Consider the following 23,436-nt stretch of genomic DNA (forward strand, 5'->3'; position numbering starts at 1 on the left):
TATCAACAACTTACAACAAAATGGTACAAATAAGGTACAAAATAAATCCAATTTATCGCTGCAAAATAGGTGCTGAATGTAAAACAAAACCATTAATTAAAAGATTTTTCTGCTTACCGGAGCTTAAAAAGACAAATGATGTAAATTTTATCTGAAGACCTTGGCTTTTAGCCGACTCATTGGAGGATTATTCGCGATGTGGCGTTAGTGAAATGAAATTATTAAACACTTGTAATTACTTTAAGATTAATATCTGCAAACTCTTTAACATAAGTAGAAGTAACTCCTAATAAGGTTAAAATATCATCAGAAGAATTTTTCTTAGATAAACCAGGCTGAACAATTAAAATTTCAAACTCTACCGGGATCTCATTTTTTAAAATCCCTAGTAATTTTACTAAATCGTTCTTATTCCCTTTTTCGAGTCTGGAACATGATTGGCCTTTCCTTGTTTTATTTTCTCGACGAAGAAGATGATTGATGAATTCTTTTCCTGACTTATGCTTCCAATGTGCTGATTTTTGTGCTTGTCCACAAACCTCATAAAAGTTCTTAATTTGATTACTAACAACTCCATCTAAAGCAAATTTCAAGTGATAAAACTTTATTTCAATCTTGTCACTGTTAGCTTTTATGGTTACTATATCTGCAATTTCGCCTGAGTAATCATCATCGTATATTATGTCATAGTCGCCTTTTTTTAATTCAGTAATAACTTTATACTGTATAGAATCAGTTTTCTTTGGATTTACACCCTGCGCTTCATTACTTAAATTCACATCATCCCAATTCCAATCTATTAATTCGTCTTTTGGATAAATCCCTATCTGCTGTTTTAGCTCATAATATTCATTACCCGTAAGAGCTGAACCATCTGCAAACCAAACAGTAGGAATAAATTTTTCAAAAAAATCTGCACCGCTAAGCTTAGAGCGACCATATTGTACTTCTACTATTTCCGATGATTGTTGAGTGATCTTAAAATCAGCGAAGGAATCTTCACGATCTATTTTTTCAAATAATTCAAGTTTAAAAACAATTTCATGAAATTCAGTTTTAACAGAAAAATACAAATCACCACCAATCGATGGATTAACCAAACATAATTCTATATTTGACAAATCAAATTTACTTCCATTTATTATGAAGCCATATTTTGTTTCAGAATCTAAATAGATATCCGTATCCCAATCAATCCATACTGGAAAAATTTCCGGAAGCTCTGTTCTAAGAGTTGGAATAAGTGTTTCTCTAAGAATCTGATTTGGATCAATATCTTCATCAATCAATTTATCTCCCAATCCTATACACCATTTTTTAAACTGTTTCAGATCTCCCTGAAGCTTTGTCCAAATTCTGCCTTTATAAGAAGCTCCAATATTAACAGGGTTACCGACTTCAAAACCGGTTCCCATTACAAAAGCCTTTTCCCCTCTTTGTTTTTCCGCAAGACTTAATGCCTCCCCAACATCACTTCCCACCATCATTCTAAAACGAATATTTTTACCTAGAAACTGTCTCAATCCAACATTTTGAAGCTTAACTCTTTTTATATTATGAAAAGATTTAAAAACGTCTATCCCTTTAACTAACTCTGCGTTATCACCTATTATTGCCTCAGCTAATTCGGTATACAGACTTCCATTGTCAGAACTATTTATAAACAGAAGGTTGTTTTTTGTCTCCCAGTAAACGATAATTATATCCCATTGAATATCATAAATCTCTCTTTTATCATGTACCCATTCTACATCAAATCTTTTTCCCGTAACTATAACCAGCATGTTATGTTCTCTGTTTAAATCATCAAATTTAAATTCAAAATCTTCATAACCAGAAATTCCTTCCCGAAAATTAGTAGGAAACCAATCAGAAGTTTTATTTCGATAAACTACTGTACTTAGTTTGGGTTTAATATTTTGAAAAGGAATACTTGTATTATTCAATTTCTTAAAACCACTCATAAAATCCTTGAACTCTACCTGTTCATTTACTTTACCTGAGCTTGTATCTGATAGAATTTCGTTCCAGTCAGCATCAGTAGCATACAAATCTGCTAATTCAGCTCTTACTTCAAGATCTGCGATATTAGCTATAAAAGATGCGTTCCCCAGCTCTTCATCATACTTCGTTCTAGTAAAACGTCCCGCCAGCTGCAATGTAATAGGAAGACTCTTTCTAATATCATGAAATGCAGCTATTTTTAATTCAGGCAAGTCAAAACCTTCTCCAAGCATATCAACACACACAATTATTCTTGTTCTTTTTTCAAGTATAATGTCATAAACCTCTCTTAAATTCGATACCCCAGAATAAATTACTACAGGGTTAAGATCTTTGTGAATTTCGTAAAGTTTAAAAATCTCTTTTGCACGATCTTTCGTAGAACAACGCGCCATGAGAATATGATTGTAAGAATTTGCTAAATCCAAGCGCAGACGTTCAACAGCCACTTTAGCAATTTCTTGATCTGCCTTTTGTTTCTCATATTCTCGAATAGAAATAAATTCTATTTTCTTGTAATAGCCTTGCTCCTGAGCCTTTTTCAAAGGAAAATTAGAAATAATTTTACCATCCAATCTTTTACCATCATTCCTAAATGGAGTCGCTGTAAATTGAATTATCTTTTCGCTTTCAAATCTATTTCTAAATTCATTCCAGGAAGAAGCCTTAACATGATGAGCTTCATCAATAAATACATGGCTGAAAGTTTTAGCGAAAAGGGTTTGAGTCTCGTTATCCTGGTTAGTAAGCCAGCTCATTGTAGTTACTACAACATTGCATTTCTTGATAAATTCATTTGCTTCATTGAGATTTTCGAATTTATTTTTAATAACCCCTGTAATTGGGTACAAAGACTTATCACCAACAACGCCAAATTGTTTAAGAAGACCTAAAGTGTAAAACTTCCCGCCAATCTGATTGCGTAATGAATCGGAAGGAACTGTTATTAAAAGCTTCTCACATCTATTAGCCACTAAAGTGGCCAGCATTGTTTCTGTTTTACCCGTACCTGTCGGCATAACTACAGTGGCTGCATCAACAGGAAGCTTTAGATGCCCCATAATCATGTGTAGAGCTGCAATTTGAGGTTGTCTTAAACCTGGTGTGGTCTCATCTTCTTCCTTATACATAAAGTCATTTTTCCATGACTCTGTAATTTCTCTTGGCGTATACTCTTTAAATGAAGCATGTCTTAACCACTTCTTTGTTATTATTTCCCCTCTTTCAATTCTTTGCCTGCTAGGAAGAACATTAGTCAGAAGAGCAAATTCAATTCCTGAAGGTATGTATTCTTCTTTTGTAGTCAAACAAATTTTATATCCGCCATCTTCTATAATTAAATAAAATCGGTTTTCCTCAATTACATTCAAGGGAATAGACTTAATTGGAACTAAAAGCTGCTTAACAAAATTTTTGTCGCCTATTTTCTGGTAATGAGTTATTTCGAGAGATGGTAGAATTAATTGCATATTAAATTAATTAAATTTGTTCATTAGTTTTTTACAGTGTACTAAATCATAAAAAATATTCACTGTTACAAACTAAATGAAAAACAAGTTCATTCAATTACGGAAATCCATAATGTGAAATTAGTGAACGTGATGAGTATTATGATCTAATTCAATTTCCTTTTTCAATTTTTCAACATGATTTTTCAAATTCTTAAAATCAAGGTTGATTTTTGTCGCTTTTTTAGTGTCGATTAGTTTATGAACCGAGATCTCCGCTGTAATTCTATAAGCTTTCTCAAGCGAATTATTATAGGGTTTACTAATCTTGGCATTTCGGAAGACGCTTTCATTAGCCTTCAATCTGTTTGATACAGCACGAACTATCTTAACTGCGTCCATGTTAAGCTCCAACTTACTATTAACAATTTCTGCTGATGCTGAAATGGGCTTAAGTTGATTCACCAAAAAATTAGTACGGTACCTGTTTAATATATAATTGTATTTAATATTCATCTTGTGCTGAAAGCTACGATGTCTATTTTTTAAGAATAGCTTAAGTAGGACTATAGTTGCTTCGTAAACTGCTTTGTCCGGCTGAATACATACAACTAGCTCTTTTAAATTAAATTGCTCGTAATTTTTAATCCATGATGCAAATTTTGGCTGAAGCTCGTTTTTTTCTGTCTGTATAATCCTAATTGCTATATTTGAATATCTTACTGCAACGAGAGGATTTCCATCATTAATTTCCAGCCCATTAGCATAGTGATTGCTCATCCAGTCTTTAAAGTGAGGATTGAGTCTTTCAATTTCTTGCTTCCAGAAATCAACATTCTTTCTATAAATTACTTCATCCTTTAGAAATCCGTAAAAATTTGAAATTTTAACCATCATCATTTTAAGGTTTTACTTTTGTTAAAAAAGCTATCCCTTTATGTATCTCCAAATCAACTCGCTCTTTGTAATTTTTAGGAAATGACTTACTATGAACTGCTTCTATACCACCATTTTTATTTGCTTTATTTACGTAAGCAATACATTCTTCAAATGCCTGCTGTCGAATTTCCAAATCTCTTCTTTTTAGTTTCTTTTTAAGTTTATGTAGGAGCAAAATTGCCTCGCAGTGATATATTGGTTGTGCCTGTGCCCAACTTTCTGATTCTTCCAGCTTTTTTCCCTGTGCCTGAAATCTGCCTCTGTTGTCTGCCATTCTTTAAAAATTTAAGTTCTTAAATATAATAAAATTCAGTCATATCCATCTTTTTACCATTGAAGTCTTTTAAAGCCTGTACAAACAGCGTAAAATATAACTTATTATACGGTCCCAAAGTTCGATCAAAGTGCTTACAATTCCTTAATTTTCAAATAATACTGAATGCAGATACAGCATCTTCGATTTACAAATGTTTTACCGCAGTGATGGTCCAATATTAATTGGATAATTACATCAAATATAGGATAGTCCAGAAACATTACAACAAGTATAAACACTCATATTTGCGTTTATTAAGACGAAAATAAATACATACATCCAAATATTTCAAAAGCCAGCAAATTAAATAACTTCCATCCTTTACTAGTATAATTTACTCAGATTACTTTCCTAAATACTATAAGCAAATCTGCATTTCAAACAAAAACACAATGGCAATACGTATTGAAAAATTAAATTTATTGGACTACTGAGAGAACCGTATCATTCAAATCTGATATTACTTCTTATAAAAGCGAGCAATATGTCTGTGGTCAACATCCCTCATTTAAAATTATTAAAAAGAATCTTTTAAACTCCAGATGAGCCTCAAGACTTCCTCGGAGTCTTCAGCGCTGCCTAAAAATAATGTATTATTTATAGGTGCTTTTTGAACTTGGCCCTGTTCGGTTCCCCGGTATCACAGCTGAAATTATGAAATCAGGATAATTAACAGGAAGATTGGTTGAAGGTTTCAGGTGATGGATCTTAAACCAGTCTTTAAAATTAGGAGGTGGTTCTTTTGCTTTATCACTCAGTTCAAGAAGAACAAAAATTCCCAGCTGGTCATATCCTGAGGTATAGGTCTGGGCCTGTGCAATATAATTCTGCTCCAAGGCAGCCTTATCAGGTCTGAGGAGTGATTTCTTTAATTCGATTGGAATGGTAATAACGTCTTTTTGATAAAGTATATCCACGCGTCCCCCGTCAACAAATTTTGCTCTCTCGTGCCCCAACCCATCAGCAATCTGGGAATGCTCGAAGAAAGAGATCATGCTCTCCTGCAGGTCCAGCTCGGATGCAGCCTGTCCTTTTCCGTTTGTTTCGGACTTACTGTAAAGGAATGAAAAACGGCTTTTATCATTGCCGACAAAAGTGAGTCTGGAATATCTGATAACTTCTTCGAGAATTTTCAGAAATGCTGTTTTTCTCTCCTGATCGTAATTGAGAAGCAGGGTATCTATCTCTAATGATAAAGAAAGATAAACCTGTTCTCCATAAATACTTCCGGTTTTAAAGGGCAGTTTATTGCTGATATCATTCTTGAGAAGATCGGCAATGGCTTTCTCCCAAGGCAGGTTTTTATTTATTATCTTCTTGTAGGCGGCAATTCCATCGTCCCCAAATTTCTGCTGCAGGGAAATCAACAGCTCGTAATTTTCAGGACTAGGCTGCTCACCATCAGGGAAAAAACCCGTTAGTTTATCTATAAATTGCAAAAGGTCTTCTTTAGCTCCAGATTTTAACTTATGGAGCCTTTTCTTTTCTGCCTGAAGGTGGACTTTATAAATATGAGTTTCTACTGTACTGAAGAAATTGTCATCAATACTTTTCATGAGCCCTTTAGCATTACCCTTGAAACCACGGTATAAGCCAATTTCTGCATTGAGATCCATCAGAACGCGAACATTTGTGCTGAAATCCAGCCACTCTTCTGATGAGCGTAACATATCATAAGTGGATTTGATATTTCTTATCATTTTAAAAATAAGAAAATCAAGCTCCAGCCCGTCCCTTTCATAAAGGTTTCTGAGTAGCAGTGATTTTTCAAGAGCCGATAGTTTTTCGTCTGAATCAGCGGCATTATCACCTATGGCGGCCAGTATCCATTCCAGCAGTAGCAGATAATAAGTCGCATCGTCACGATTTTCCACTGAATCGGATGCTGCATGAAAATATCGCTGTGCATGTTGAATGTTTTCGGTCAGCTCTTTTATATCATTGCCGACTATATTTTCCGAAATGGCGAACAATCCCAGGCATATCAAGCACTGGCTGGCGATATCAGCATTGGGGCTATCAGAAAGCCCTTTAAGGTTTTCCTTTGTCTGCGCCGTGAATACCTCTGGAAAATAGGGCAGATATTTTAGGCTTATAATCAGCAGTTCCTCCTGATCGCTGTTCAAAAAATCATCAACCAGCCCGGCAGTTTTAAATCTGTTGGCCAGCATTCCCGTTAAGGTCAGGTCAATGATAATTTTAAAGCAGGTGCGTCTTACATAGAGGCTTGGGGAGTTCTCAGCTCCCAAAAACAGAACATCGGACATCTCCAATGCGCTTAACTGGCTGGCCTCATCACTGGTGTAAAAGTTATCTAAAAACAAAACCTGCTCAAAGATGCTTCCGGTTTTAAAAAGGTCTAAGTGCTTGTGATAAATATTCATTAAAAAACAAATTCGTCTGCGTTTTTCTTAAAAGTGCGCTTCTCATCAGTGATCTCCGAGAATTCCCTTAAAGCTGAGCCCACAAATATCTGCAATTCATTTTCAAACCTGTCATTCACATTTTTAAAAATTTCCGCCAGGCCTTTAAGATGCTGGGGCACCATTTCTTCGCTTCCGGGTGAGTCAAATATCAGAAAGCGCGGATGCCTTCCTAGACTGTGCTCAATATCGAGCTGTATCAGACTGAGATAAAAAGCCAGTTTTGCCCTGAGTTTTTCACCTTCGCTCAAATCATTAAAGCCGATCTGCACTTCATTCTGAGTGTAAATCAATTCATATTTTTCATTAATGCTGACTCTTGTTATGCTTTTTAAACCAAAGGCATTCACTTCTTTGAGTATAAGTGTCTCCAGTTTTTCTAAAATATCCTGATTTAACTTGTTTCTTTTTTTCTCCAGTGAAGAGAGTGCAAACTCCAAAACAGCTCTTTTTAGATTCAGGCTTTCAAACTCTTCTGAAACTGGACTGCTTTCGGCACGCCTTATTTCTTCAAGCTGGAAATCCAGAACAGCCTGCTCCTTTATAAGCTGTTCCTTCTTTTCGAGCTGCTCTTTGTTCTTTTCACGTTCTCTGCCTATCTGACCAATCTGTTCTTCTATTTCATTCATTCTTTTGTTGTCTGCTTCAACAGAAGGAAGCGAGGAAATTTTTTCATTGTAGTTTTCCACATTCTTTTTTGCCTCGCCAATCAGGACTTTTTTCTCATCCAGACTTTTAATTATTTTTTCCAGACGCTGCTGATGCGTCGTAATTTCCTGCTGGATCTGAGCTGATTTCTGGGTAATTTCAGCCTGCTCTATCTTCTGATCCTTCGGTTCTTCCCCACACAGGCTGCAGATATGATTCTCTTTCTCCTTTTCCTTTTTAGACTCACTGACTGTGATCTCACAGTGAGGACAGGACTTTATATCCAGATTGGTAAAAAAGCTTTGGGACTGGATATAAAGCTCCATATTCAGCAACTGTCTGTGAAGCCTCACAATTTCAGCGTCCACTTTCTTCCGGTCACTCTTCAGGTTATCAGATTCATCTTCAATACGATTTTGTCTTGATTTTTCTGCCTGATAGGATTCTGTAAGCTCTCTATGCTCTTTTCTGACTCTGGCAACCCTTTGTTGAACCGCGGCATATTCCTCCATTAAAGGACGTTCCTGAAAAATGATTGCCGCATTCTGCGTTCCTGTTTGCAGTTCCGCTGTTACTTCCTTATACCTCTTCTCAAGTCCCGCTTTCAAAGATTTAGCACTATCAGCCTTTGTTCCGCTGACAAGCTTTAATTGTCCAAGACTGACATTCACGAGATCCTGCTGCACTTTTAGCATATTTATAGGATAAGTGAGAGGCAGCCCCAGAACCATTTCGAAAATCTTTTTCCCCTGTAGCCCAATGCCTTCTTGTTCGAAGAATAAATGCTTATAATTGCTGGATTCCAGATAAATTGATTTAAAATAGGTCGACCAGCTCAGACTTGAAGTATTTAGATCAACGGAATCCTTTGCGCTGTTTTTCTGGGTAAATTTTAGGACATAGTATGAAAACTGCTCAAAAAAGAAACTCTGGAGTTTCTCTTCAAGTTCAATTGCGCTTCTAAAAGAAAATTCAACCTGTTTCTCCAGCGTATCGAGCTTAAATCCGCTTTTATAACTTTTATACTGGTCAATGCTAAAACGGTACAGGTTCCCCCTGTCGCGCCCGGTGCGATCAATATGACAGGTATAAGTCACTTTACCTACGGTAAACTCCAGCAGAATTTCCTCTATCCAAGGCTTTATGTCTTTTTTGATGCTATCCTTTCCGGTAAGAGCAAATTTTATGATTTTGAATACTGTTGATTTTCCTTTCTGGTTATCGGCAATCCAGATATTAATTCCGTTGTGAAAATGCTGGTCAAAGTTTAACGCAGCTCCGGAATTCCTTATCCCTGAAAAGACAAGCCTGTTCAGGCGGAGTGCTTTACCCACAGAAGCCGGACTGTCTTTGTTATAGCTTTCTTCCAAAAAAAGTATATCTTCTATTTCCTGAACAGATAATTTATCCTCGAATTGTTTGTGCACGTAAGCAACAAAGTCCCTGTAATTAATATCTGTACTGCTCATAATAACTGTTTATTAAATCTTTGCTGGTATTCGTTCCTTACTCTTGCGTTTATATTCTGAATATGGCTCTTATAGGAGATATTGCTGTATTCTGCGTAATTATATTGTCTGGTTTTGAGCTGGGAGCCTGTAAAGTGTCCGAAATATTTTTTAATGAGTTCACATCTCTGGAAGTACCACTGCACTGCAGGAATTGTCTTCAGATGGCTTTCGATCCCTTCGGCACAGTAACGGGTAACGTAATAATTTTTATCATATGTTTTTCCATCAGTTCTTCGTCTGCTTTCGTGTTTAAGAAAACCAATGCTGACATGAAATGCTACCGCTTCATCAATGCTTTCATAAGCCCCGTGGAAAAATTTTTCCATTTCTTCCACCCTTAACTGGGGTTCATTATTTAAATAAATGCCTTCAATAAGAGAACTTATTTCCTCTCTGGAAATAACATTATCGGTATCCATCAGATCCATGAGTTCCATTGAAAGGAAATCGGGATATCTGAGCAGAAAATCCAGCGCCTGAATTTTTATTTCAGTGCGGAATAGTCCAAAATATGGAGAACCGGCATCTTGGCTACGCTCGCAGAAAACATACAAGATTATTATGATGCGCAGCCTGTCCCTGTATTTTCTGAGAAAATCCTCCATAAAATAAATAAATTACAAATAGTGTTTTTAAATAAATTAAGATTTTTCGCTAATATATAAATTATTGTCTATGTATTTAAGAATTAAATGCGCAATAAATGACACCAGATCGAATGCCCAGTTTGAAAAAAGCGTAATTAAAAAGGATGCTATTCGGAGATAGGGCGCCTAAACTCCATAATAAACTGAAGGCGCTACAAAGCGCCTTCATCAACAAAGGAATAATATGTTTCCTGAGTAATAATGAGATGATCCATGAGTGTGATATCCATAATTTTGCCTGCTTCTCTAACTTTTCTGGTAATCTGCATGTCAGCTTCAGAAGGCTTTACCTGTCCTGAGGGATGGTTGTGAATCATGATGATCGATACGGCATTTGCCTTAAGGGCCGCTGCAAATATCATCCTTAAGTCTACCGAGGTGCCGGCAATTCCTCCCGAGGATACTTCATACATGCCCAATACCCTATTGGACTGGTTCAAAAGCAGGATCTTGAACTCCTCGAAAAACTCAATCGTATCGGGATTCCAGCATTGGAGCGCCAATTGATAAACCGTTTTGGAAGATTTGATATAAGGTCTTTCCGAAGCTTTCACTTTGGTCTTGTAGATAAGCTGGATCTCTGCTACGTGATTCCATTTCTGAAGTGTTTTTGAAGTTTCCATGATTTCCAAGTTTTAAGATTAATAATGGAACCTGAACCGGGAATGAGAAAGCGAGCGAAAAAAGCAACGCAATAAAGCAGGTTTTTCCGCCTGCATTTATGGGGGAATTTTTTTCAGCGAACCGCCTTTCCTTCCCGAACTTTGTTTCGGAATTAAGCTGAACCCTGAAACAATACCCCCTATAAGTGTCTGCTCGCCGATATAGCACAAAAAAGCCGAAAACTAAGTTTCGGCTCTTTCTTCTTTTTTACTTTTTAATCGGTTCTTAATCTGATAGAGATTCTGATTTAGAAGCTTTAAAATCTGCTTGTGATGCGGGGAATTCTTGTTTTTGTCTCCCCTGCATTGCACAACTTCAAGCGAGGGAAGCGCCACCTCAATGGTCTCGATAGGTTTGTTCTCAAATCTAGCCGACAGGATAAGCGAGTTTCTCTTTTTGTAGTATTCGTTGGCAAATACGCAGTGTCGGAGCATATCGCCCTGCTCGAGAAAATCATGCACGCTTTCCATCACGCAGATAGATAGATTCTCCTTTGTAAACTCCAATCCGAAAAACTGCTTCTTCTGCTCTTCGTAGGCAATCTGCGCCTGCTGTATTTCTTGGCGAAGTTCTTTTATATGCTTACGCCTTTGGATGATACGTTTTTTCTCCACAAGCCTGTCGTGCAACTCTTCCAAATTTTCGGGGCATACCAAATCGGCATTGTTCAAATCCTTTTTGAACCATCTGAGCAGGGAGATGTAATCTTCCCAAAGCGAAAAATCCTTTACCTTGTAATTGTTTTTAATGCAGGTTTTGACCGCCTGCCAGTTCTCCCTGATGTGCTGTGAGTGCGAGGTGAGATAATGGGCAAGAAAATCGGTCTGCCCTGTCTTAAGTAGCGTTTCCGCATGGGAATCTTTCAAAAGAGCCGTAAACAATACCTGAGGCGCTATTCCGTAGAAACTTCCTTTGAAGCCATTCCTTTTCAACACAGAAATCGCTTTTGAAGACGGATAGACCTTATAGGGATTGATGCGGTATTTGGGAGAAAACTCAAAACTTTTCGGGCGTATTTCAAGGGGGCTGTAATATTTCCATGCATCATAAGCCTGCGAGAAAACATTGGTGCCGAGCGAGAGCGTGCGCGCCTCCCCTTTCTCGTTTATCCAATGCTGCATCACTTCCTTGTGATAGTAGGTCGGCATGCATTTCTTTTTCATATTCTTGTGCGAGCAGATGATGCGCACCACCTGAAATCCACCGCAAATATCCAAAACAGCAAAGTACTCGATTTCCTTGAAATGCACCTGATTGCACTGCTGCATTTTCAGCTTTCCATTACACTGGGTACAGCTAATATATTTTTTACAGGATGCTTTCTGCGCATCAGGCTTCCAAGCATGGGCGCAGTCAAGGCAGTGGAATTTCCCCCGTGAGAGCACGCCCCATTTGATGAAAATGTTCTTCTCTGCCCAAACCTGAATCTTCTGCGGTACTGGGGCGAGGGTTGCGCTAAGGGAAGTTATCTGCTTTTCGATGATGGTTTTCGGTATCATAGGTCAAAGAGTGTAAGGGTTTTCGATTCGGGTTTTGGAGCAGTAACCTCCGTTTTTGAAACGGCGGTTTTCTGCACAGCTTCGGGAGCGGAAGTGAACAAATCAGCCACAGCAGGCTCTTTGGCTACAACTCTGCAGTTTACGGGCTGAGGCTGTCCGATGCTGTCATCGGTATAATATTTGACCGCCATGTCGAATATTTCCTGATTGTCAAAGGCACACAGTCCCGTTTTTTTCACTTCGCCGAAAATGTAATTGCAACAGCTTTCCAAGTTTTTGGACTGCTTGGAGAAGTCCTTTGCAAATACGGCATCGGCAAGGGCGGTCTGATTGAGATAGTTTTCTATGGCGCTCTTAAAGTTTTCTGAAGCTTTCATAAGGGAGATTTAAGATTATACAAATAGCCTTATTCAAAAGAGGTTCTGTAGATGTCATAGCAGTACTCCTCAAAACAGAGCCAGCACATAAATGTGTAGTGAGGCAGACCGTATCTGTCTTTTACCGCTTCGCCAAGGGAATCTTCGATTTCTTTTCTGATGTCTTCCAAATCATCCAAATGCTCGATATAGAATCTTTTGCAGTCGGCGTGATAGATAAACTGGGATATCATACCGCTGATGCATCCCCCTCTCTGCATGTCTTCAAGGAATGCTTTCAGCTTTTCTTTTTTTGTTCCGTCATAAGACTGCATCTCAGTAAGGATTATCTTTTTGAATGCATCGTGAAGGTCATACTCGGCGTATGTTGATTTTTCCAAGGCTTTCATAACTCGTTTCTTTAGGCTTATACATTTGATTGGAATTAAAAAGGCAGGTCGTCAGGCTGTTCCTTTCTGTTCTTTTTTGCAGGAGACGACTGCTCTTGCAAGGCCTGCGCATCAGAGACAAACACCAGTATTTTGATGTTGCTTGTGTGAAAAGTAAGGCTTGCCATAGCTTTGCCCTCAGAATTGAGATAGGCATTAACCCCTACACGTCCGAAAAGTTCCACCAGTGCGCCTTTTTTGAGCCACTGCGCAACACCCGAGCTGAGCCAGTACGAGCAGTCGATATAAGTGACTATTTTTACCGTTTCGGCGCTTCCTTTGGCTTTGTAGCTGTCATTGACTGCAATTGAAAAATTTACCACCTCCCTGTCGTTGGCTGTTTTGGCAACAACTGCATCTCTTGTTAATCGTCCTGTGATTTCCATGATTTCTAAATTTTAAATGATTACTGTTTTTAAAATTCTTTTCCCCCTGCCTTTCCCAAACAATTGTTTTCAAAAGAAAAAACGGAAAAAAAGAAAGCAAGAATAAAGCGGGCATCAAGGATACGGAGGGCTATAAGTCCCGAAGGGCGGCATGGCCGTTATGCGCCTGCAGGATCCGGCGCACGCTAACTTGGCTGCCTTTTTATCCGTTTCGAATGAAAACAGGCCTTAATTCATCCAAAAAGAACAAAAAATTATGTATTGCGTTTGAAGATGAATCTAAAGCTGAAGTGAAGCAGATCAAAAAAGAGCAGAAATCGAAAAGAAGCAATTTGCAGAAATCGAGTTATAAATAAAATACGCTACAAATTGATTTATAAGAAGTTAAAAACAGAATGCGGAAACGCCTGATTATAAAGAAAATATAAAATATTTTACTTTTTTTTATAAAATATTTAGCATGTAGAGTAAACAAATATGCCTTGTGAAGCGTATAATATAAAAAATCGTTATATGTTAAAAGAAATTGAAAATACAGAAACTGAGCTGGATCGTCTAATTCAAAGAATCCACGAACTCAGCGATGGCAGGATAAACACCATAAGCATACTTGCATATTGGAACAAGGAAAAAAAAATACATATTGAATTCTTTGAAGGAGAAGGCTTAGATATGATTAAAAGTCCAAATGGAGATTGGGAATTATTAGAAAGCAGCAATAGCAATTGGAAATCTATTGCCCGTAGCTTATCCATTGAGAAGATTTTGAAATAGAATACTTAACTATACATTTCATATTTTCATATTTGCAGATTTGCAGATTTGCAGATTTGCAGATTTAAATCTCTGAAAGGAAATAATTAATTTTAAAAAGATATTTCGGCATAAATTCTTACTTTCGTAAGTAGATGCAGAATAAAAAGATATCACTGATTAATACTTTAATTTATTAATTTATTAACTTATTTGTTTATGCCAGATATAACGTATCATAAAAACGGAAAAATTGCGTGGAACGGCCCTACTGCCTATCATGATAATGGAAAACTTGCCTGGAGCGGATCAACAGCTTATCATGCTAATGGAAAAATTGCATGGACGGGATCTACAGCTTATCACGATAATGGCAAATTAGCCTGGAGCGGGGTTACAGCTTATCATGCAAATGGTAAATTGGCTCTGAGCGGGTCGATAACTTATTTTGATAACGGTAAAATTGAAAGTACCGGAAATCCGGATCCTCATGTAGATTTCCTATTGGGACCTGAAATAAAGTTTATTGGGCGTGTAAATAAACCCCAATTATTTGTACTGGGAAAACAGGTAGTCTAAAGATATAACCTGCTTAAAGCTATTCGATTGCACCCAGAAGGCTTGCTTGATACTGCACTTATTAAAAAGCAGAACTACTTCTTCCTGGGAGAACCATATTGGTCAAAACAGGCGGTGAAATAAAAGCATCGCTAAACGCCGACTTATTTTTGAACTTCCCGCCTGTTTGCGCAATTTTATAGATTTTCCTTTCATCCTGTTCAATATTCAAAGGCTCCACGTTATCCCACTGAAAATTCAATCCTGTGTATCTCTCGATTTTTTGGATATTGACCTGAAAAACTTCCTTATGCTTATAGTCACTGAAGGGCTTTGGCAAAACAAATCCTTTCTCATAGGAAGTTGCAGGAGCATCGATGAGCTCAAGCTCCCTAAGCCTTTTAAGCTGGCTCATAACAAAAGCTGTACTATAGAGCCTGCCTTCAAAAGAGAAAACCACTATTTTAAAGAAGAAAAGCGGAAGCTGGAATGATCTGTCCTTAACGTATGAAGGGTCATCGTCAGCGATCATCGGTCCTGTAAACACAGATATTCTCTGGTTCTCACTTTCATTAGTCTCACTAACAACATAGCTCTCAAGTTTGCTCCACAAGCCGGAATTTAATTTCTCCACTTGAGGAACGCTGTTGGTAAAATGAAAAGTCTGTTCAGCCTGCATTTCTTTTTTTAAGCCCCAGGCCATTTCATTATGTGAAGCCATGTGGCCAATTTCAAATTCAGTTTCCCCGCTGTTATATATTAAATCATAAAATGCGTCGTTAAGCTGCTGTGAGGCCGGAACTCTTGGATCATCTTTGAACTGAACCCTTTTTGCTCCGGTTCTTTTAAGACTTCCATCTATATTGTATGCGGCCACAAAGGGAACTTTTCTTTCCTTGTTGTACCATATGCTTAGCATCGTATACTTCAAAAGATGAGATGCATTCCCCTCTACTTCAGGCAGCATTTTCTTCTGCTGGTCCGTCAAAATATTATCAATCCCCACAACAGTGCTGCCGTCAATAAAATTATCTACATACCCGCAACTGCTTTTTAAAACAGAAAGATCCCGAGAATTAAAAACTGCCATAATACTATATATTGTTATTTTCGAACACTAAACTAATGATAATCTTTAAAACTTTACTAAGGGTAATTACCTAATATACCGCTGATTGCAGATAAATGCATAATAAAGCCTAAAAAGCTTAATTTAGTACCAGCCTAAAAAAAGAGTTAAGCCCTTAAATAAATCAGAAAATGAAAAATGAGGTCAAAGAAAAACTGGATATAATAGCAGATGTTTGGAATGATTACATCTGGGACAATAAGTTTTGCCGCAATCAGATCAATTTCTCTCCAGAGGCGCAAAGCAATTACTTTGGTGATATACTAAGTTACTTTTATGATACCTTCGACATCATCTATAAGAAAAAAAACGGCATAGAGCACGCTGAGAATTTTGCATCGCATATCAGTTTTCTACAGGCGATATATGTCCAGCAGGATTTCATTGAAGAGATGCTGATACTTTTCAAGACCAATATCATTAAAGGTGATCTTAAACAGGATTTAAATTATTCTATAAACAGGGAAATCCGTAATGAACTTGTAGGACACCCTTTCAGGAAAATTGAAGGCAGGGTAATATCTTCAACGGTATTCGGCTATGAGCGTTCTCCTGGTACAATCGCTTATTTGCGTTATCATACAGACAATGATTTCAAGTGTGAAATCATTGAAGTGGAGATTGAAGAAATTATACAAAGACATAGTGCATTTCTGGAAATGTATTTTGATATTATAATTCAAAAACTCAAATCAGTCCTTAAACTGTATTGGGAACAACTTGATGAAGTTAAAAAGAAGATTGACACGGTTTCTTTCGAATCACTTTTAAAAATAATATCCCAAAAATTAAAGCCGTTTTTAGAGAATACGTTTCTGTACGACGAAAAATCCATTATGGAAGTTTATAAAAGGAGAAACGAGCATGAAAGATATTCCGTTGTGTATGACTCTTTTCTAAGCGACTTACAAAAACGCATTGTTGAACTTCAAGAGAACTGCATTTCTGTTTTCAGCACATTCACCGGTGTGGAGGACCATATAGAGCGCCAGCCTATCAATGCCGACATTAATTTAATCAAAATTCCATTAAAGATCAAAGCAGAAACAAAAAAAGTATACTACCATTATGAGCTCGGCAAACTTTCAACAAACAGACAGCCAAGAGAATTTGATCATTTCAGCAACATTCTGAAGGCCAAATCAGAAAATGCTATAGTAATTCATGAGTTAGAAAGGATGAGAAATCATCTTTATAATGATGTGGAATATTTCTGCTCCTACAAATTAATCCGAAAGATCCTGAACGAAGACACTTAATATCAATGCATTATTAACAAAACAGAAATGTATCGTTATGAAAATAAACAAAAAATATACAAGCCGCCATCAGCTATTACAGACGCTTCAGGAAAGAAAAGACGACAGATGGTCTCCGAACAATATAGACGTAAGGGATATAGCCCTAGAAACTCATAAACTTCTGGATAAGTCAGGCCTTCGGGAAACTGATCTGTACCAACAGCTGCAATATCTGGTAAATGAGAAAGAAATAAAAGAAACTGAATTTGATGGGTTCAGATGGTATTATTCCATTTCAGATGCAGGAACAGCAGCGTATCATGACCAAAAACATCTTAGCAAGGGCAGAAAGGAATACCTGGACAACATCTATGATGTCTTAAAGAATGTTTCCACATTTATTCTTCTTCTAATGGCTGTGCTCACATTTATCGGCAACTGGATTTCCAATTCCAAAAAAAATCAGGAAATTGAAGACATCAAAATAGAATTAAAAAACTTGAAAGACTCACTGCGTAACGAGAAAAAAATAATGCGGTGATTACACTAGGAACAATATTAGAGAATCCCATTGCTTTCAGCTGGGTAATATTTGCTAATAAAATCAGAAACCGTTATACAGATAACTTTATTATCGGAATACCTATAAAACAACCTGCCATCACCAAGGTCAAAATAAATGGGCGCAGCGGCCGTGAGCCAGCTTTTTCTCTCACGTTTCCAAATGAAGTCCAGCTTGTCCCTTTGCTTGATATTATTATTTTTTTCATCAAGATAGCTATCCTCTAGTATTTGCAGGTTTGTATTGATGTAATTGTCGATTTCGGTTTTAAGACTCTGCATCTGTTTATCATATGCATCTTTCTCAATATTCAAAAAAGACAATACATTTTTAAGGTGAACAATTTCTCCTTCCAGAATTAAGTATTTAGAAGCAACGAATTTCAATTCTTCCGATAAGAGTGCCTTTAGATTTTCTCTTTGCACCAGCAAGTTATTAAGCTCAACATAAAGCTGCTCAATTTCGGAACTGGTTTTTCCTGGCAGTTCCAAATGATGTTTATTACGTTTGAAATCACCTCTTAACCTTAAAAACGCATTCTTGCTGACAAGTGCGTCATCAGTGATAATTTTCATAAGAGATGGGTCTATCGAAAGATTATCATTCTCCCAGATATTTATAATCTGTTCTGCAAACGTATCTGCATTTTTATCATAGATATTAAAAGGTTCAGTGACAGACTCTAGCCTATTCAAATTATCTTTCAAAGTCTCAATTTCTGAGGTTCTGAGATTAGGATTTTTCGTTATACTTTCCAGTCCAATGGAACTGTATTTTTTCACGTGAATTATTTTTGCAGCATATTTTTTCTCGATTTCTGCCAGCTGCTTTTCCGATATATTTTCGGTAACGAGGTTACCTTTGAAACTCTCCGCATTTATAACCCAGATTAATTTTCCATAAAATTTTTCCCGTTCAGCAATTGTTGAAGGAGAGATTGCGGAATTTTGAAATTCAATTACAAGTCCTTCATCCGTTAAAATATCGGCAATGTGTTTTTCTCCATTTTTTATTATAATTGTTTCCTGCCAGTCATATGGAAATCGGCTCTTCCAAGCCCGATGCCAATCGGTTTCGCCCTCCTTCCACAAATCGCATTCCACTTTATTGATATGCTGCCAATGCCAGATGTTAATTTCACCGCATCTTCCACGCACTTTTTCTCCGCAGAAACCGCAGACGGCAATCTGCCCAGAAGAAGAAGGACTAATTTTTTTTCCGTCTGTGTCAATTGCATGCTGCATACTTGGAATAATGAAAACTAAATTATTGACCTTAGAAAATCATACATTAATATTCCCAAATATATCGCTTTTTTCTTTATGAAATGCACCAGCCATTAGACCTGCTACAACCCAGAAACCCTTGTAAATAACCGCTTATTAATACGGCGTCAAATATGTGACGCTAATATACAGCATTAAAACTAACAACTTGATTAACAGCACAATTAAAAACCATATTCTACTTCTAAATACTGCTGAACCGCTAAGATTTCCCTCGCTACTTCGGCTCTTTTTTTAATACTAAATAAACCTGCGCGGGATCGTTCAATAGGCGTTCTATTTCAGAATGAATAATATCTTGGACATCCTGTTTAATCTGCAGATAATTTCGCTGAATCATAGACTCATCAATTTTGCGGACCGGCGGGATTTCTTTAAAATTATCTTCTTCTTTTCTCAAAGAATCATGATCATTTATAATCTCACTGTGAAAAGTTTTGAGTTCAATTTTACAGTCGGGGTTATCTGCTACCATGCCCACAAATTCTCCAGAACTGAGCGCAGAAACCTTAGAAGGAGGAACTGCCGCTTCCAGCTGCTTGGAACGACTGATTGAAGTGTCGCTGCTGTTGATCGACAAACTCTCCCTGTCCTGCAGAATTTTACCAAAACGCTCTGATAACTGCTTGGAGGTATCACCTGTTACCTGCCCGGAAATTATATTTCCTGTGATATTCATTATGACATCTGCCTGCTCTCTTCCGTAATCCTTTCGAAGCTGGCTGAAATCCTGAATTCCTAAACAGGTGGCAACTTTATTGCTTCTTGCCGTTGCAATAAGGCTGTCCATATTGTTGAGATAAATAGTCGGAAATTCATCGAAAATCAGGCTGGTTTTTAGCCTGTCTTTTTTATTTACCAGCTTTACCAATCTATTTACATATAGGGATAAAACTGCTCCGTAAATCTGTATCTTCTGCGGATTGTTTCCCATGCAGACAATCTTAGGCTCTTCCGGATTATTGATGTCTAAAGTAAAATCATTACCTGACAGCACGTAATACAACTGGGGAGAAGACAAACGCGCCATGGCAATTTTAGCTGTGCCGATCTGCCCCTCCAATTGGTCATTTGCCTCATTCAAATAAGCACTGACAAAAGGATTAATCAGGACCTCAATTTCCTTTTCCGTCCTGAGTAATGTAAAAAGATTATCGTAATCTGCCTGCATAAGTTCAATGACATGCGGCAGTGTACAAAACTCACCATCATTGTATTTTCTGAGATACCAGATAACAGCGGAAAGAAAATTAATGGGAGACTCTACAAAAAAATCTCCCTGCTTTCTAATCCACTCTCTGTTGAGTCCCATCAAAATAGTGCGTGCAGATTCCGATGCGTCTGTAATATCTTCCATTCCTTTTGGGTCTAAAGGATTGCATCTGTGCATGATTTTATCAAAATTTATAAAGTAGCATTTGGGAATTATTTTATAGGCCCCTTTATTTTTTTCAAACGTATTGTAGACAATTTTGGAGAGATCATCATACTTGAAATCATACACAAACATGGTGAATCCTTTCTTAATATGCTGGGTTATAACATGCCTGATGACAAAGTAGGATTTTCCGGAACCGGGACTTCCTAAAACAAGCAGTCCCCGAAATGGATTTATAATATTAATCCAGCTTTTTCGGATCTTATTTTTCAAATAATAACGGGCAGGAAGGTTAATAGAGTATTCATTTTCCAAAAGCCTTTCTTCCTGTGGAAAAGTTTCATTCTCTTTATTAAAAACATCGCCATTCTGAAATTTTGTTTTTATTATCCTGGATAATAAAGTTCCTCCTGAAAGCATCAACAGGAACCCAAGAGATGTAACGCTAATATAGATTCCAGATTTGTAAACTCCATTAATCGGAAGATAAAAAACAGCCGCTGCGGCAAAGTAAACCAACAGACCGTTGAAAATATAAGCCAAAGCCGTTCTGTAATTCATCTTCTGGTCTTTTTTCCCCTTCGCACCAATGAGAGAAACTGCCAAAAGCAGCAGTGCAAAAAGTTTGGATTTGTGGAAATCATCAAAAAATCCAGTTTTGGAAATCCTGCTTATTATCTTCTCCATGATTTCACCTGCAAGATGCCAGCGCACAAAAGCTTCATAGCAGTAAAAATAAAAATGCAGTACCAATATTATGACACTGATTAATCTTGTCATATCCAGTATTTTTCTCAGCGCCTGTTCATTCTCTCCTGTTTGCATAGCCATTGTCTTTAGATTTAAAAATTATTGGAACGTCTTCTTATTCTTTTCTTTTTTGATGCTTTTTTAAGCTGATTTGGAACATAAAAGGCATCATTCTCAACCGCGGTTATTACCTCTATCATCTTTTCAACAGCAGATTTGAAATCAAGGGATTTCAAATCCTGCTGCAGGTCTTTGAAAAAGTTTTCCTTATTTTTTTCCCGACCAACAGCTTTATTAGATTTAGATGTGTCAGACAGAACTTGAATTGCCTTTTTTTTTTCATTCTCAAAAGATAAACGGCATCGCTGCTCTATCAATTTAGCGCTGTAGGGCTTTCCTAAATCGCTTCCGTTAAATACACATTTTGAAGTGTGGTCCACATAAGTGATCCCATAAAGCTGTCCCTGTGCACTTTTTCTGAAAACCATGTTTATCCCTTCCTTTTTCAGCTTCAATTCCAAATCAGAAAGCGAAACGCTTCTGCCTAAAAGTATAAGGTCAACAGCATTAGCAATTCTCTTCTTCTGGGATGCCGTCTTAACATTCTGCAGAAACCTAATCTGCAGAAACTTTAAAGTCGGTTTACTGTAAAATCCGCTTGATTTCAAAGGAACGCCCACAGGTTTTCCATTCTCGTCCAGTGTTCTGTACACCAGACCATTTGTTTTGAATATTCTTGAATTTTCCTCTCCGCTGTCCGCCTTTACATTATACAGCCCCAGCACTGCATTGAGCTCGGAGAGGCTTTTGTATTTATATGCCGTAAGCACATGATCAAGAACCGACTGTACAGCGCTTTTTGATTCTGTTCTGCCGTATTTAATCTTTGAAAGCACAACAGGTTTAATAAGCTCATGTGCGGTGCTTTTCTTTTCCTGAGCCTGAACCAAGTCGAACGTTTTTTCAATCTCCTTTCGCGCTGCTTCAGACTGGTTTCTTCCTATATTCTGCATATCAATCCTAGTGCCGTCTTCCCTGACTTTTATAGACACCAGATGTAGATGCGGATGTCCCGCATCATAATGCCTGTAAATTAAATACGGCTGGTTTCCAAAACCTATTTTCTGCATGTACTGCGATGCTATTTCAAGCATCTTTTCACTTGATAATGCGGATTCGGAAGGATCAAAATTCAGTGAAATATGTACGCTGTTCCTCTTTACATTTTCGTTAAGTTCATTCTGTTTCAGTAGCCTGTTAAGCTTCATTGAACCCGTTAATTTTGAAGCTTCCAGAGGATAATTTCCTTCTCCTATACATTCGGCAATTCCTTCTTTCACTTTATTTTCATTGTAGTTAAAAATGTTATGCACAGAATTCCCCGTCTTAATTACTGCAACCATTTTTCAGTTATTTTCTGGAAGTGGATTTTAATTTCCTCTACCTTGTCCAAAAGCATTTTGCGCTCTAATTCCGAGTTTAAAATCCATGTCTTAAACTCCGGAATCTGCCGCAGAGTATGCAGTTTTTTTACAGACTGATTAAAGTTATTTCCAAGGGAATTAAGCTCGCTTTTCAGCTTTATAACCTCAGCCATAAATTCATCAAGAGACTCGCTTCGATACTTCACTGTAATGGGCTTATTGAATAAATGCATACGGATGTAATCGCTGAGTTTTCTGCAGGTGCTGGCTTTCCATTTTCGCTCTATTTTTTTATACTCATCAGGTGTAAAACGAAGCCCTACAATCCGTGTTCTGTTTGAATTTTCCTTTTCCATCATTTAGCTTTTTCATTATTTCTTCACACATTTTTAAGCTTGCGGTTTCACTGCCCACGAGTTCCGAGTAAAAGGGCAGCAAGATTCGGTTGTTTAACAACCGGACATCTTGCCGATTGCTGGAACGAGGCAATCTTTCTGATATTTGAGATATCCATCCCCATTAACTTACTGAAATTTAAATTATCCAGCTAAATTAATTAAGCACTTTGGATTAAGCCCATCATGGTTATATTATGTCCATGAGAATCGAGAATATGCTTATTATCTTTACCGCAGTTGAATATTAATTTAAAACGCTGGAATTATGATTACAAAAAGTGATGTTGCCAAGGTGTTTGATACGGTTTTAAGTATACCTGGCATGAGTGAGACGGTGAAGATTGATTTGAAAATTTCACGCAAAAATGTTCTGCTTCTGAGCCATTTTATAGAACAGGGACTGCTTCTGGAAAAAGACGATTCAAATCTTATGGGAATTGTTTCAGAAGAAAGTTTAAAGGATTTGAAATACATCTCAGAGGAATGTCTGCTGAAAGCAAGTCTGGTGGAACTCAATGAAAAACTTCAGTCTTTAAGCCAGGCATTCAAGTAGTAATTTGAACTTTGAAAAATTCATTAAAGTGTCCATCAAATACAACGTATGATAATGGGCACTTTTTGATAAAGCAAAGAATTTACAATTGGCTTGATTTTCAGAACTTTTGGCT

21 protein-coding genes are annotated in these 23,436 nt (G+C 37.3%); 5 read left to right on the forward strand and 16 right to left on the reverse strand.

The features are described 5' to 3' along the window. Positions 1-221: 221 nt before the first annotated feature. From J7574_RS13985 to J7574_RS14035, 11 genes are all read right to left on the reverse strand, one after another. Entirely contained in the window at positions 222-3,473 is a 3,252-nt protein-coding gene (locus J7574_RS13985) for a DEAD/DEAH box helicase family protein (protein ID WP_290969543.1), read from the reverse strand. Positions 3,474-3,593: 120 nt separating this feature from the next. Continuing rightward, positions 3,594-4,352 carry a hypothetical protein gene (locus tag J7574_RS13990; protein ID WP_290969546.1) on the reverse strand — a complete coding sequence of 253 codons (759 nt, stop codon included), beginning with the start codon at positions 4,350-4,352 and terminating at the stop codon, positions 3,594-3,596. 1 nt (position 4,353) lies between these two features. Next, positions 4,354-4,665, reverse strand: coding sequence for a hypothetical protein (locus tag J7574_RS13995; protein WP_290969549.1), 312 nt, complete (start codon positions 4,663-4,665; stop codon positions 4,354-4,356). A gap of 635 nt (positions 4,666-5,300) precedes the next feature. Beyond that, positions 5,301-7,091, reverse strand: coding sequence for a hypothetical protein (locus tag J7574_RS14000; protein WP_290969552.1), 1,791 nt, complete (start codon positions 7,089-7,091; stop codon positions 5,301-5,303). Next, a complete protein-coding gene (locus J7574_RS14005) occupies positions 7,091-9,247 on the reverse strand; it encodes a hypothetical protein (protein WP_290969555.1) in 2,157 nt (718 codons plus the stop codon). The genes J7574_RS14000 and J7574_RS14005 overlap by 1 nt, the downstream gene beginning before the upstream one ends. Then, positions 9,244-9,894 (reverse strand): hypothetical protein, encoded by a 651-nt coding sequence (locus J7574_RS14010; RefSeq protein WP_290969558.1) that lies wholly within the window; start codon positions 9,892-9,894, stop codon positions 9,244-9,246. Before J7574_RS14010 ends, J7574_RS14005 begins: the two co-directional genes overlap by 4 nt. Before the next feature lie 194 nt (positions 9,895-10,088). After that, on the reverse strand, positions 10,089-10,559 hold the full coding sequence (locus J7574_RS14015; protein WP_290969560.1) for a JAB domain-containing protein: 471 nt from the start codon (positions 10,557-10,559) through the stop codon (positions 10,089-10,091). Positions 10,560-10,781: 222 nt separating this feature from the next. Further along, complete coding sequence (locus J7574_RS14020; RefSeq protein ID WP_290969563.1) at positions 10,782-12,098, reverse strand: PcfJ domain-containing protein; 1,317 nt, start codon at positions 12,096-12,098, stop codon at positions 10,782-10,784. After that, complete coding sequence (locus tag J7574_RS14025) at positions 12,095-12,475, reverse strand: Cas9 inhibitor AcrIIA9 family protein (protein WP_290969566.1); 381 nt, start codon at positions 12,473-12,475, stop codon at positions 12,095-12,097. Before J7574_RS14025 ends, J7574_RS14020 begins: the two co-directional genes overlap by 4 nt. 29 nt (positions 12,476-12,504) lie before the next feature. Then, positions 12,505-12,864, reverse strand: a complete 360-nt coding sequence (locus J7574_RS14030; protein WP_290969568.1) for a hypothetical protein — start codon at positions 12,862-12,864, stop codon at positions 12,505-12,507. Between the two features lie 35 nt (positions 12,865-12,899). Next, the gene (locus J7574_RS14035; protein ID WP_290969570.1) at positions 12,900-13,289 is read right to left on the reverse strand and encodes a single-stranded DNA-binding protein; all 390 of its coding nucleotides are present in this window, start codon (positions 13,287-13,289) and stop codon (positions 12,900-12,902) included. A gap of 513 nt (positions 13,290-13,802) precedes the next feature. On the opposite strand from J7574_RS14035, the gene J7574_RS14040 reads away from it, so the two are divergent. Continuing rightward, positions 13,803-14,063, forward strand: a complete 261-nt coding sequence (locus J7574_RS14040) for a hypothetical protein (protein ID WP_290969573.1) — start codon at positions 13,803-13,805, stop codon at positions 14,061-14,063. 198 nt (positions 14,064-14,261) lie between these two features. Further along, complete coding sequence (locus J7574_RS14045; protein ID WP_290969576.1) at positions 14,262-14,621, forward strand: hypothetical protein; 360 nt, start codon at positions 14,262-14,264, stop codon at positions 14,619-14,621. A 61-nt stretch (positions 14,622-14,682) separates the two neighbouring features. Here J7574_RS14045 and J7574_RS14050 read toward each other — a convergent pair whose 3' ends face one another. Then, the gene (locus J7574_RS14050) at positions 14,683-15,690 is read right to left on the reverse strand and encodes a DNA/RNA non-specific endonuclease (RefSeq protein ID WP_290969579.1); all 1,008 of its coding nucleotides are present in this window, start codon (positions 15,688-15,690) and stop codon (positions 14,683-14,685) included. 170 nt (positions 15,691-15,860) lie between these two features. On the opposite strand from J7574_RS14050, the gene J7574_RS14055 reads away from it, so the two are divergent. Both J7574_RS14055 and J7574_RS14060 read left to right on the forward strand, forming a co-directional pair. Next, on the forward strand, positions 15,861-16,988 hold the full coding sequence (locus tag J7574_RS14055) for a hypothetical protein (RefSeq protein ID WP_290969582.1): 1,128 nt from the start codon (positions 15,861-15,863) through the stop codon (positions 16,986-16,988). 37 nt (positions 16,989-17,025) lie between these two features. Continuing rightward, positions 17,026-17,511, forward strand: a complete 486-nt coding sequence (locus tag J7574_RS14060) for a hypothetical protein (RefSeq protein WP_290969585.1) — start codon at positions 17,026-17,028, stop codon at positions 17,509-17,511. Between the two features lie 17 nt (positions 17,512-17,528). On the opposite strand, the gene J7574_RS14065 is transcribed toward J7574_RS14060, so the two are convergent. From J7574_RS14065 to J7574_RS14080, 4 genes are all read right to left on the reverse strand, one after another. After that, positions 17,529-18,776 carry a competence protein CoiA family protein gene (locus J7574_RS14065; protein WP_290969587.1) on the reverse strand — a complete coding sequence of 416 codons (1,248 nt, stop codon included), beginning with the start codon at positions 18,774-18,776 and terminating at the stop codon, positions 17,529-17,531. A 259-nt stretch (positions 18,777-19,035) separates the two neighbouring features. Further along, positions 19,036-21,021, reverse strand: coding sequence for a conjugal transfer protein MobC (gene mobC, locus J7574_RS14070; protein WP_290969590.1), 1,986 nt, complete (start codon positions 21,019-21,021; stop codon positions 19,036-19,038). 17 nt (positions 21,022-21,038) lie between these two features. Beyond that, positions 21,039-22,349: a relaxase/mobilization nuclease domain-containing protein gene (locus J7574_RS14075; RefSeq protein WP_290969593.1), complete on the reverse strand. Its 1,311-nt coding sequence runs from the start codon at positions 22,347-22,349 to the stop codon at positions 21,039-21,041. After that, positions 22,337-22,726: a plasmid mobilization relaxosome protein MobC gene (locus tag J7574_RS14080; protein ID WP_367272606.1), complete on the reverse strand. Its 390-nt coding sequence runs from the start codon at positions 22,724-22,726 to the stop codon at positions 22,337-22,339. The genes J7574_RS14075 and J7574_RS14080 overlap by 13 nt, the downstream gene beginning before the upstream one ends. A gap of 307 nt (positions 22,727-23,033) precedes the next feature. On the opposite strand from J7574_RS14080, the gene J7574_RS14085 reads away from it, so the two are divergent. Beyond that, positions 23,034-23,321, forward strand: a complete 288-nt coding sequence (locus tag J7574_RS14085) for a hypothetical protein (protein WP_290969599.1) — start codon at positions 23,034-23,036, stop codon at positions 23,319-23,321. The last annotated feature ends 115 nt before the right edge of the window (positions 23,322-23,436 follow it).

It is taken from the genome of Flavobacterium sp., assembly GCF_017744675.1.
GTDB lineage: Bacteria > Bacteroidota > Bacteroidia > Flavobacteriales > Flavobacteriaceae > Flavobacterium.

Excerpts from the sequence above, each read along its gene's own strand:
- J7574_RS13985 (WP_290969543.1), bottom strand. The coding sequence starts at position 3,473 with ATGCAATTAATTCTACCATCTCTCGAAATAACTCATTACCAGAAAATA.
- J7574_RS13990 (WP_290969546.1), bottom strand. The coding sequence starts at position 4,352 with ATGATGATGGTTAAAATTTCAAATTTTTACGGATTTCTAAAGGATGAA.
- J7574_RS13995 (WP_290969549.1), bottom strand. The coding sequence starts at position 4,665 with ATGGCAGACAACAGAGGCAGATTTCAGGCACAGGGAAAAAAGCTGGAA.
- J7574_RS14000 (WP_290969552.1), bottom strand. The coding sequence starts at position 7,091 with ATGAATATTTATCACAAGCACTTAGACCTTTTTAAAACCGGAAGCATC.
- J7574_RS14005 (WP_290969555.1), bottom strand. The coding sequence starts at position 9,247 with ATGAGCAGTACAGATATTAATTACAGGGACTTTGTTGCTTACGTGCAC.
- J7574_RS14010 (WP_290969558.1), bottom strand. The coding sequence starts at position 9,894 with ATGGAGGATTTTCTCAGAAAATACAGGGACAGGCTGCGCATCATAATA.
- J7574_RS14015 (WP_290969560.1), bottom strand. The coding sequence starts at position 10,559 with ATGGAAACTTCAAAAACACTTCAGAAATGGAATCACGTAGCAGAGATC.
- J7574_RS14020 (WP_290969563.1), bottom strand. The coding sequence starts at position 12,098 with ATGATACCGAAAACCATCATCGAAAAGCAGATAACTTCCCTTAGCGCA.
- J7574_RS14025 (WP_290969566.1), bottom strand. The coding sequence starts at position 12,475 with ATGAAAGCTTCAGAAAACTTTAAGAGCGCCATAGAAAACTATCTCAAT.
- J7574_RS14030 (WP_290969568.1), bottom strand. The coding sequence starts at position 12,864 with ATGAAAGCCTTGGAAAAATCAACATACGCCGAGTATGACCTTCACGAT.
- J7574_RS14035 (WP_290969570.1), bottom strand. The coding sequence starts at position 13,289 with ATGGAAATCACAGGACGATTAACAAGAGATGCAGTTGTTGCCAAAACA.
- J7574_RS14040 (WP_290969573.1), top strand. The coding sequence starts at position 13,803 with ATGTTAAAAGAAATTGAAAATACAGAAACTGAGCTGGATCGTCTAATT.
- J7574_RS14045 (WP_290969576.1), top strand. The coding sequence starts at position 14,262 with ATGCCAGATATAACGTATCATAAAAACGGAAAAATTGCGTGGAACGGC.
- J7574_RS14050 (WP_290969579.1), bottom strand. The coding sequence starts at position 15,690 with ATGGCAGTTTTTAATTCTCGGGATCTTTCTGTTTTAAAAAGCAGTTGC.
- J7574_RS14055 (WP_290969582.1), top strand. The coding sequence starts at position 15,861 with ATGAAAAATGAGGTCAAAGAAAAACTGGATATAATAGCAGATGTTTGG.
- J7574_RS14060 (WP_290969585.1), top strand. The coding sequence starts at position 17,026 with ATGAAAATAAACAAAAAATATACAAGCCGCCATCAGCTATTACAGACG.
- J7574_RS14065 (WP_290969587.1), bottom strand. The coding sequence starts at position 18,776 with ATGCAGCATGCAATTGACACAGACGGAAAAAAAATTAGTCCTTCTTCT.
- mobC (WP_290969590.1), bottom strand. The coding sequence starts at position 21,021 with ATGCAAACAGGAGAGAATGAACAGGCGCTGAGAAAAATACTGGATATG.
- J7574_RS14075 (WP_290969593.1), bottom strand. The coding sequence starts at position 22,349 with ATGGTTGCAGTAATTAAGACGGGGAATTCTGTGCATAACATTTTTAAC.
- J7574_RS14080 (WP_367272606.1), bottom strand. The coding sequence starts at position 22,726 with ATGGAAAAGGAAAATTCAAACAGAACACGGATTGTAGGGCTTCGTTTT.
- J7574_RS14085 (WP_290969599.1), top strand. The coding sequence starts at position 23,034 with ATGATTACAAAAAGTGATGTTGCCAAGGTGTTTGATACGGTTTTAAGT.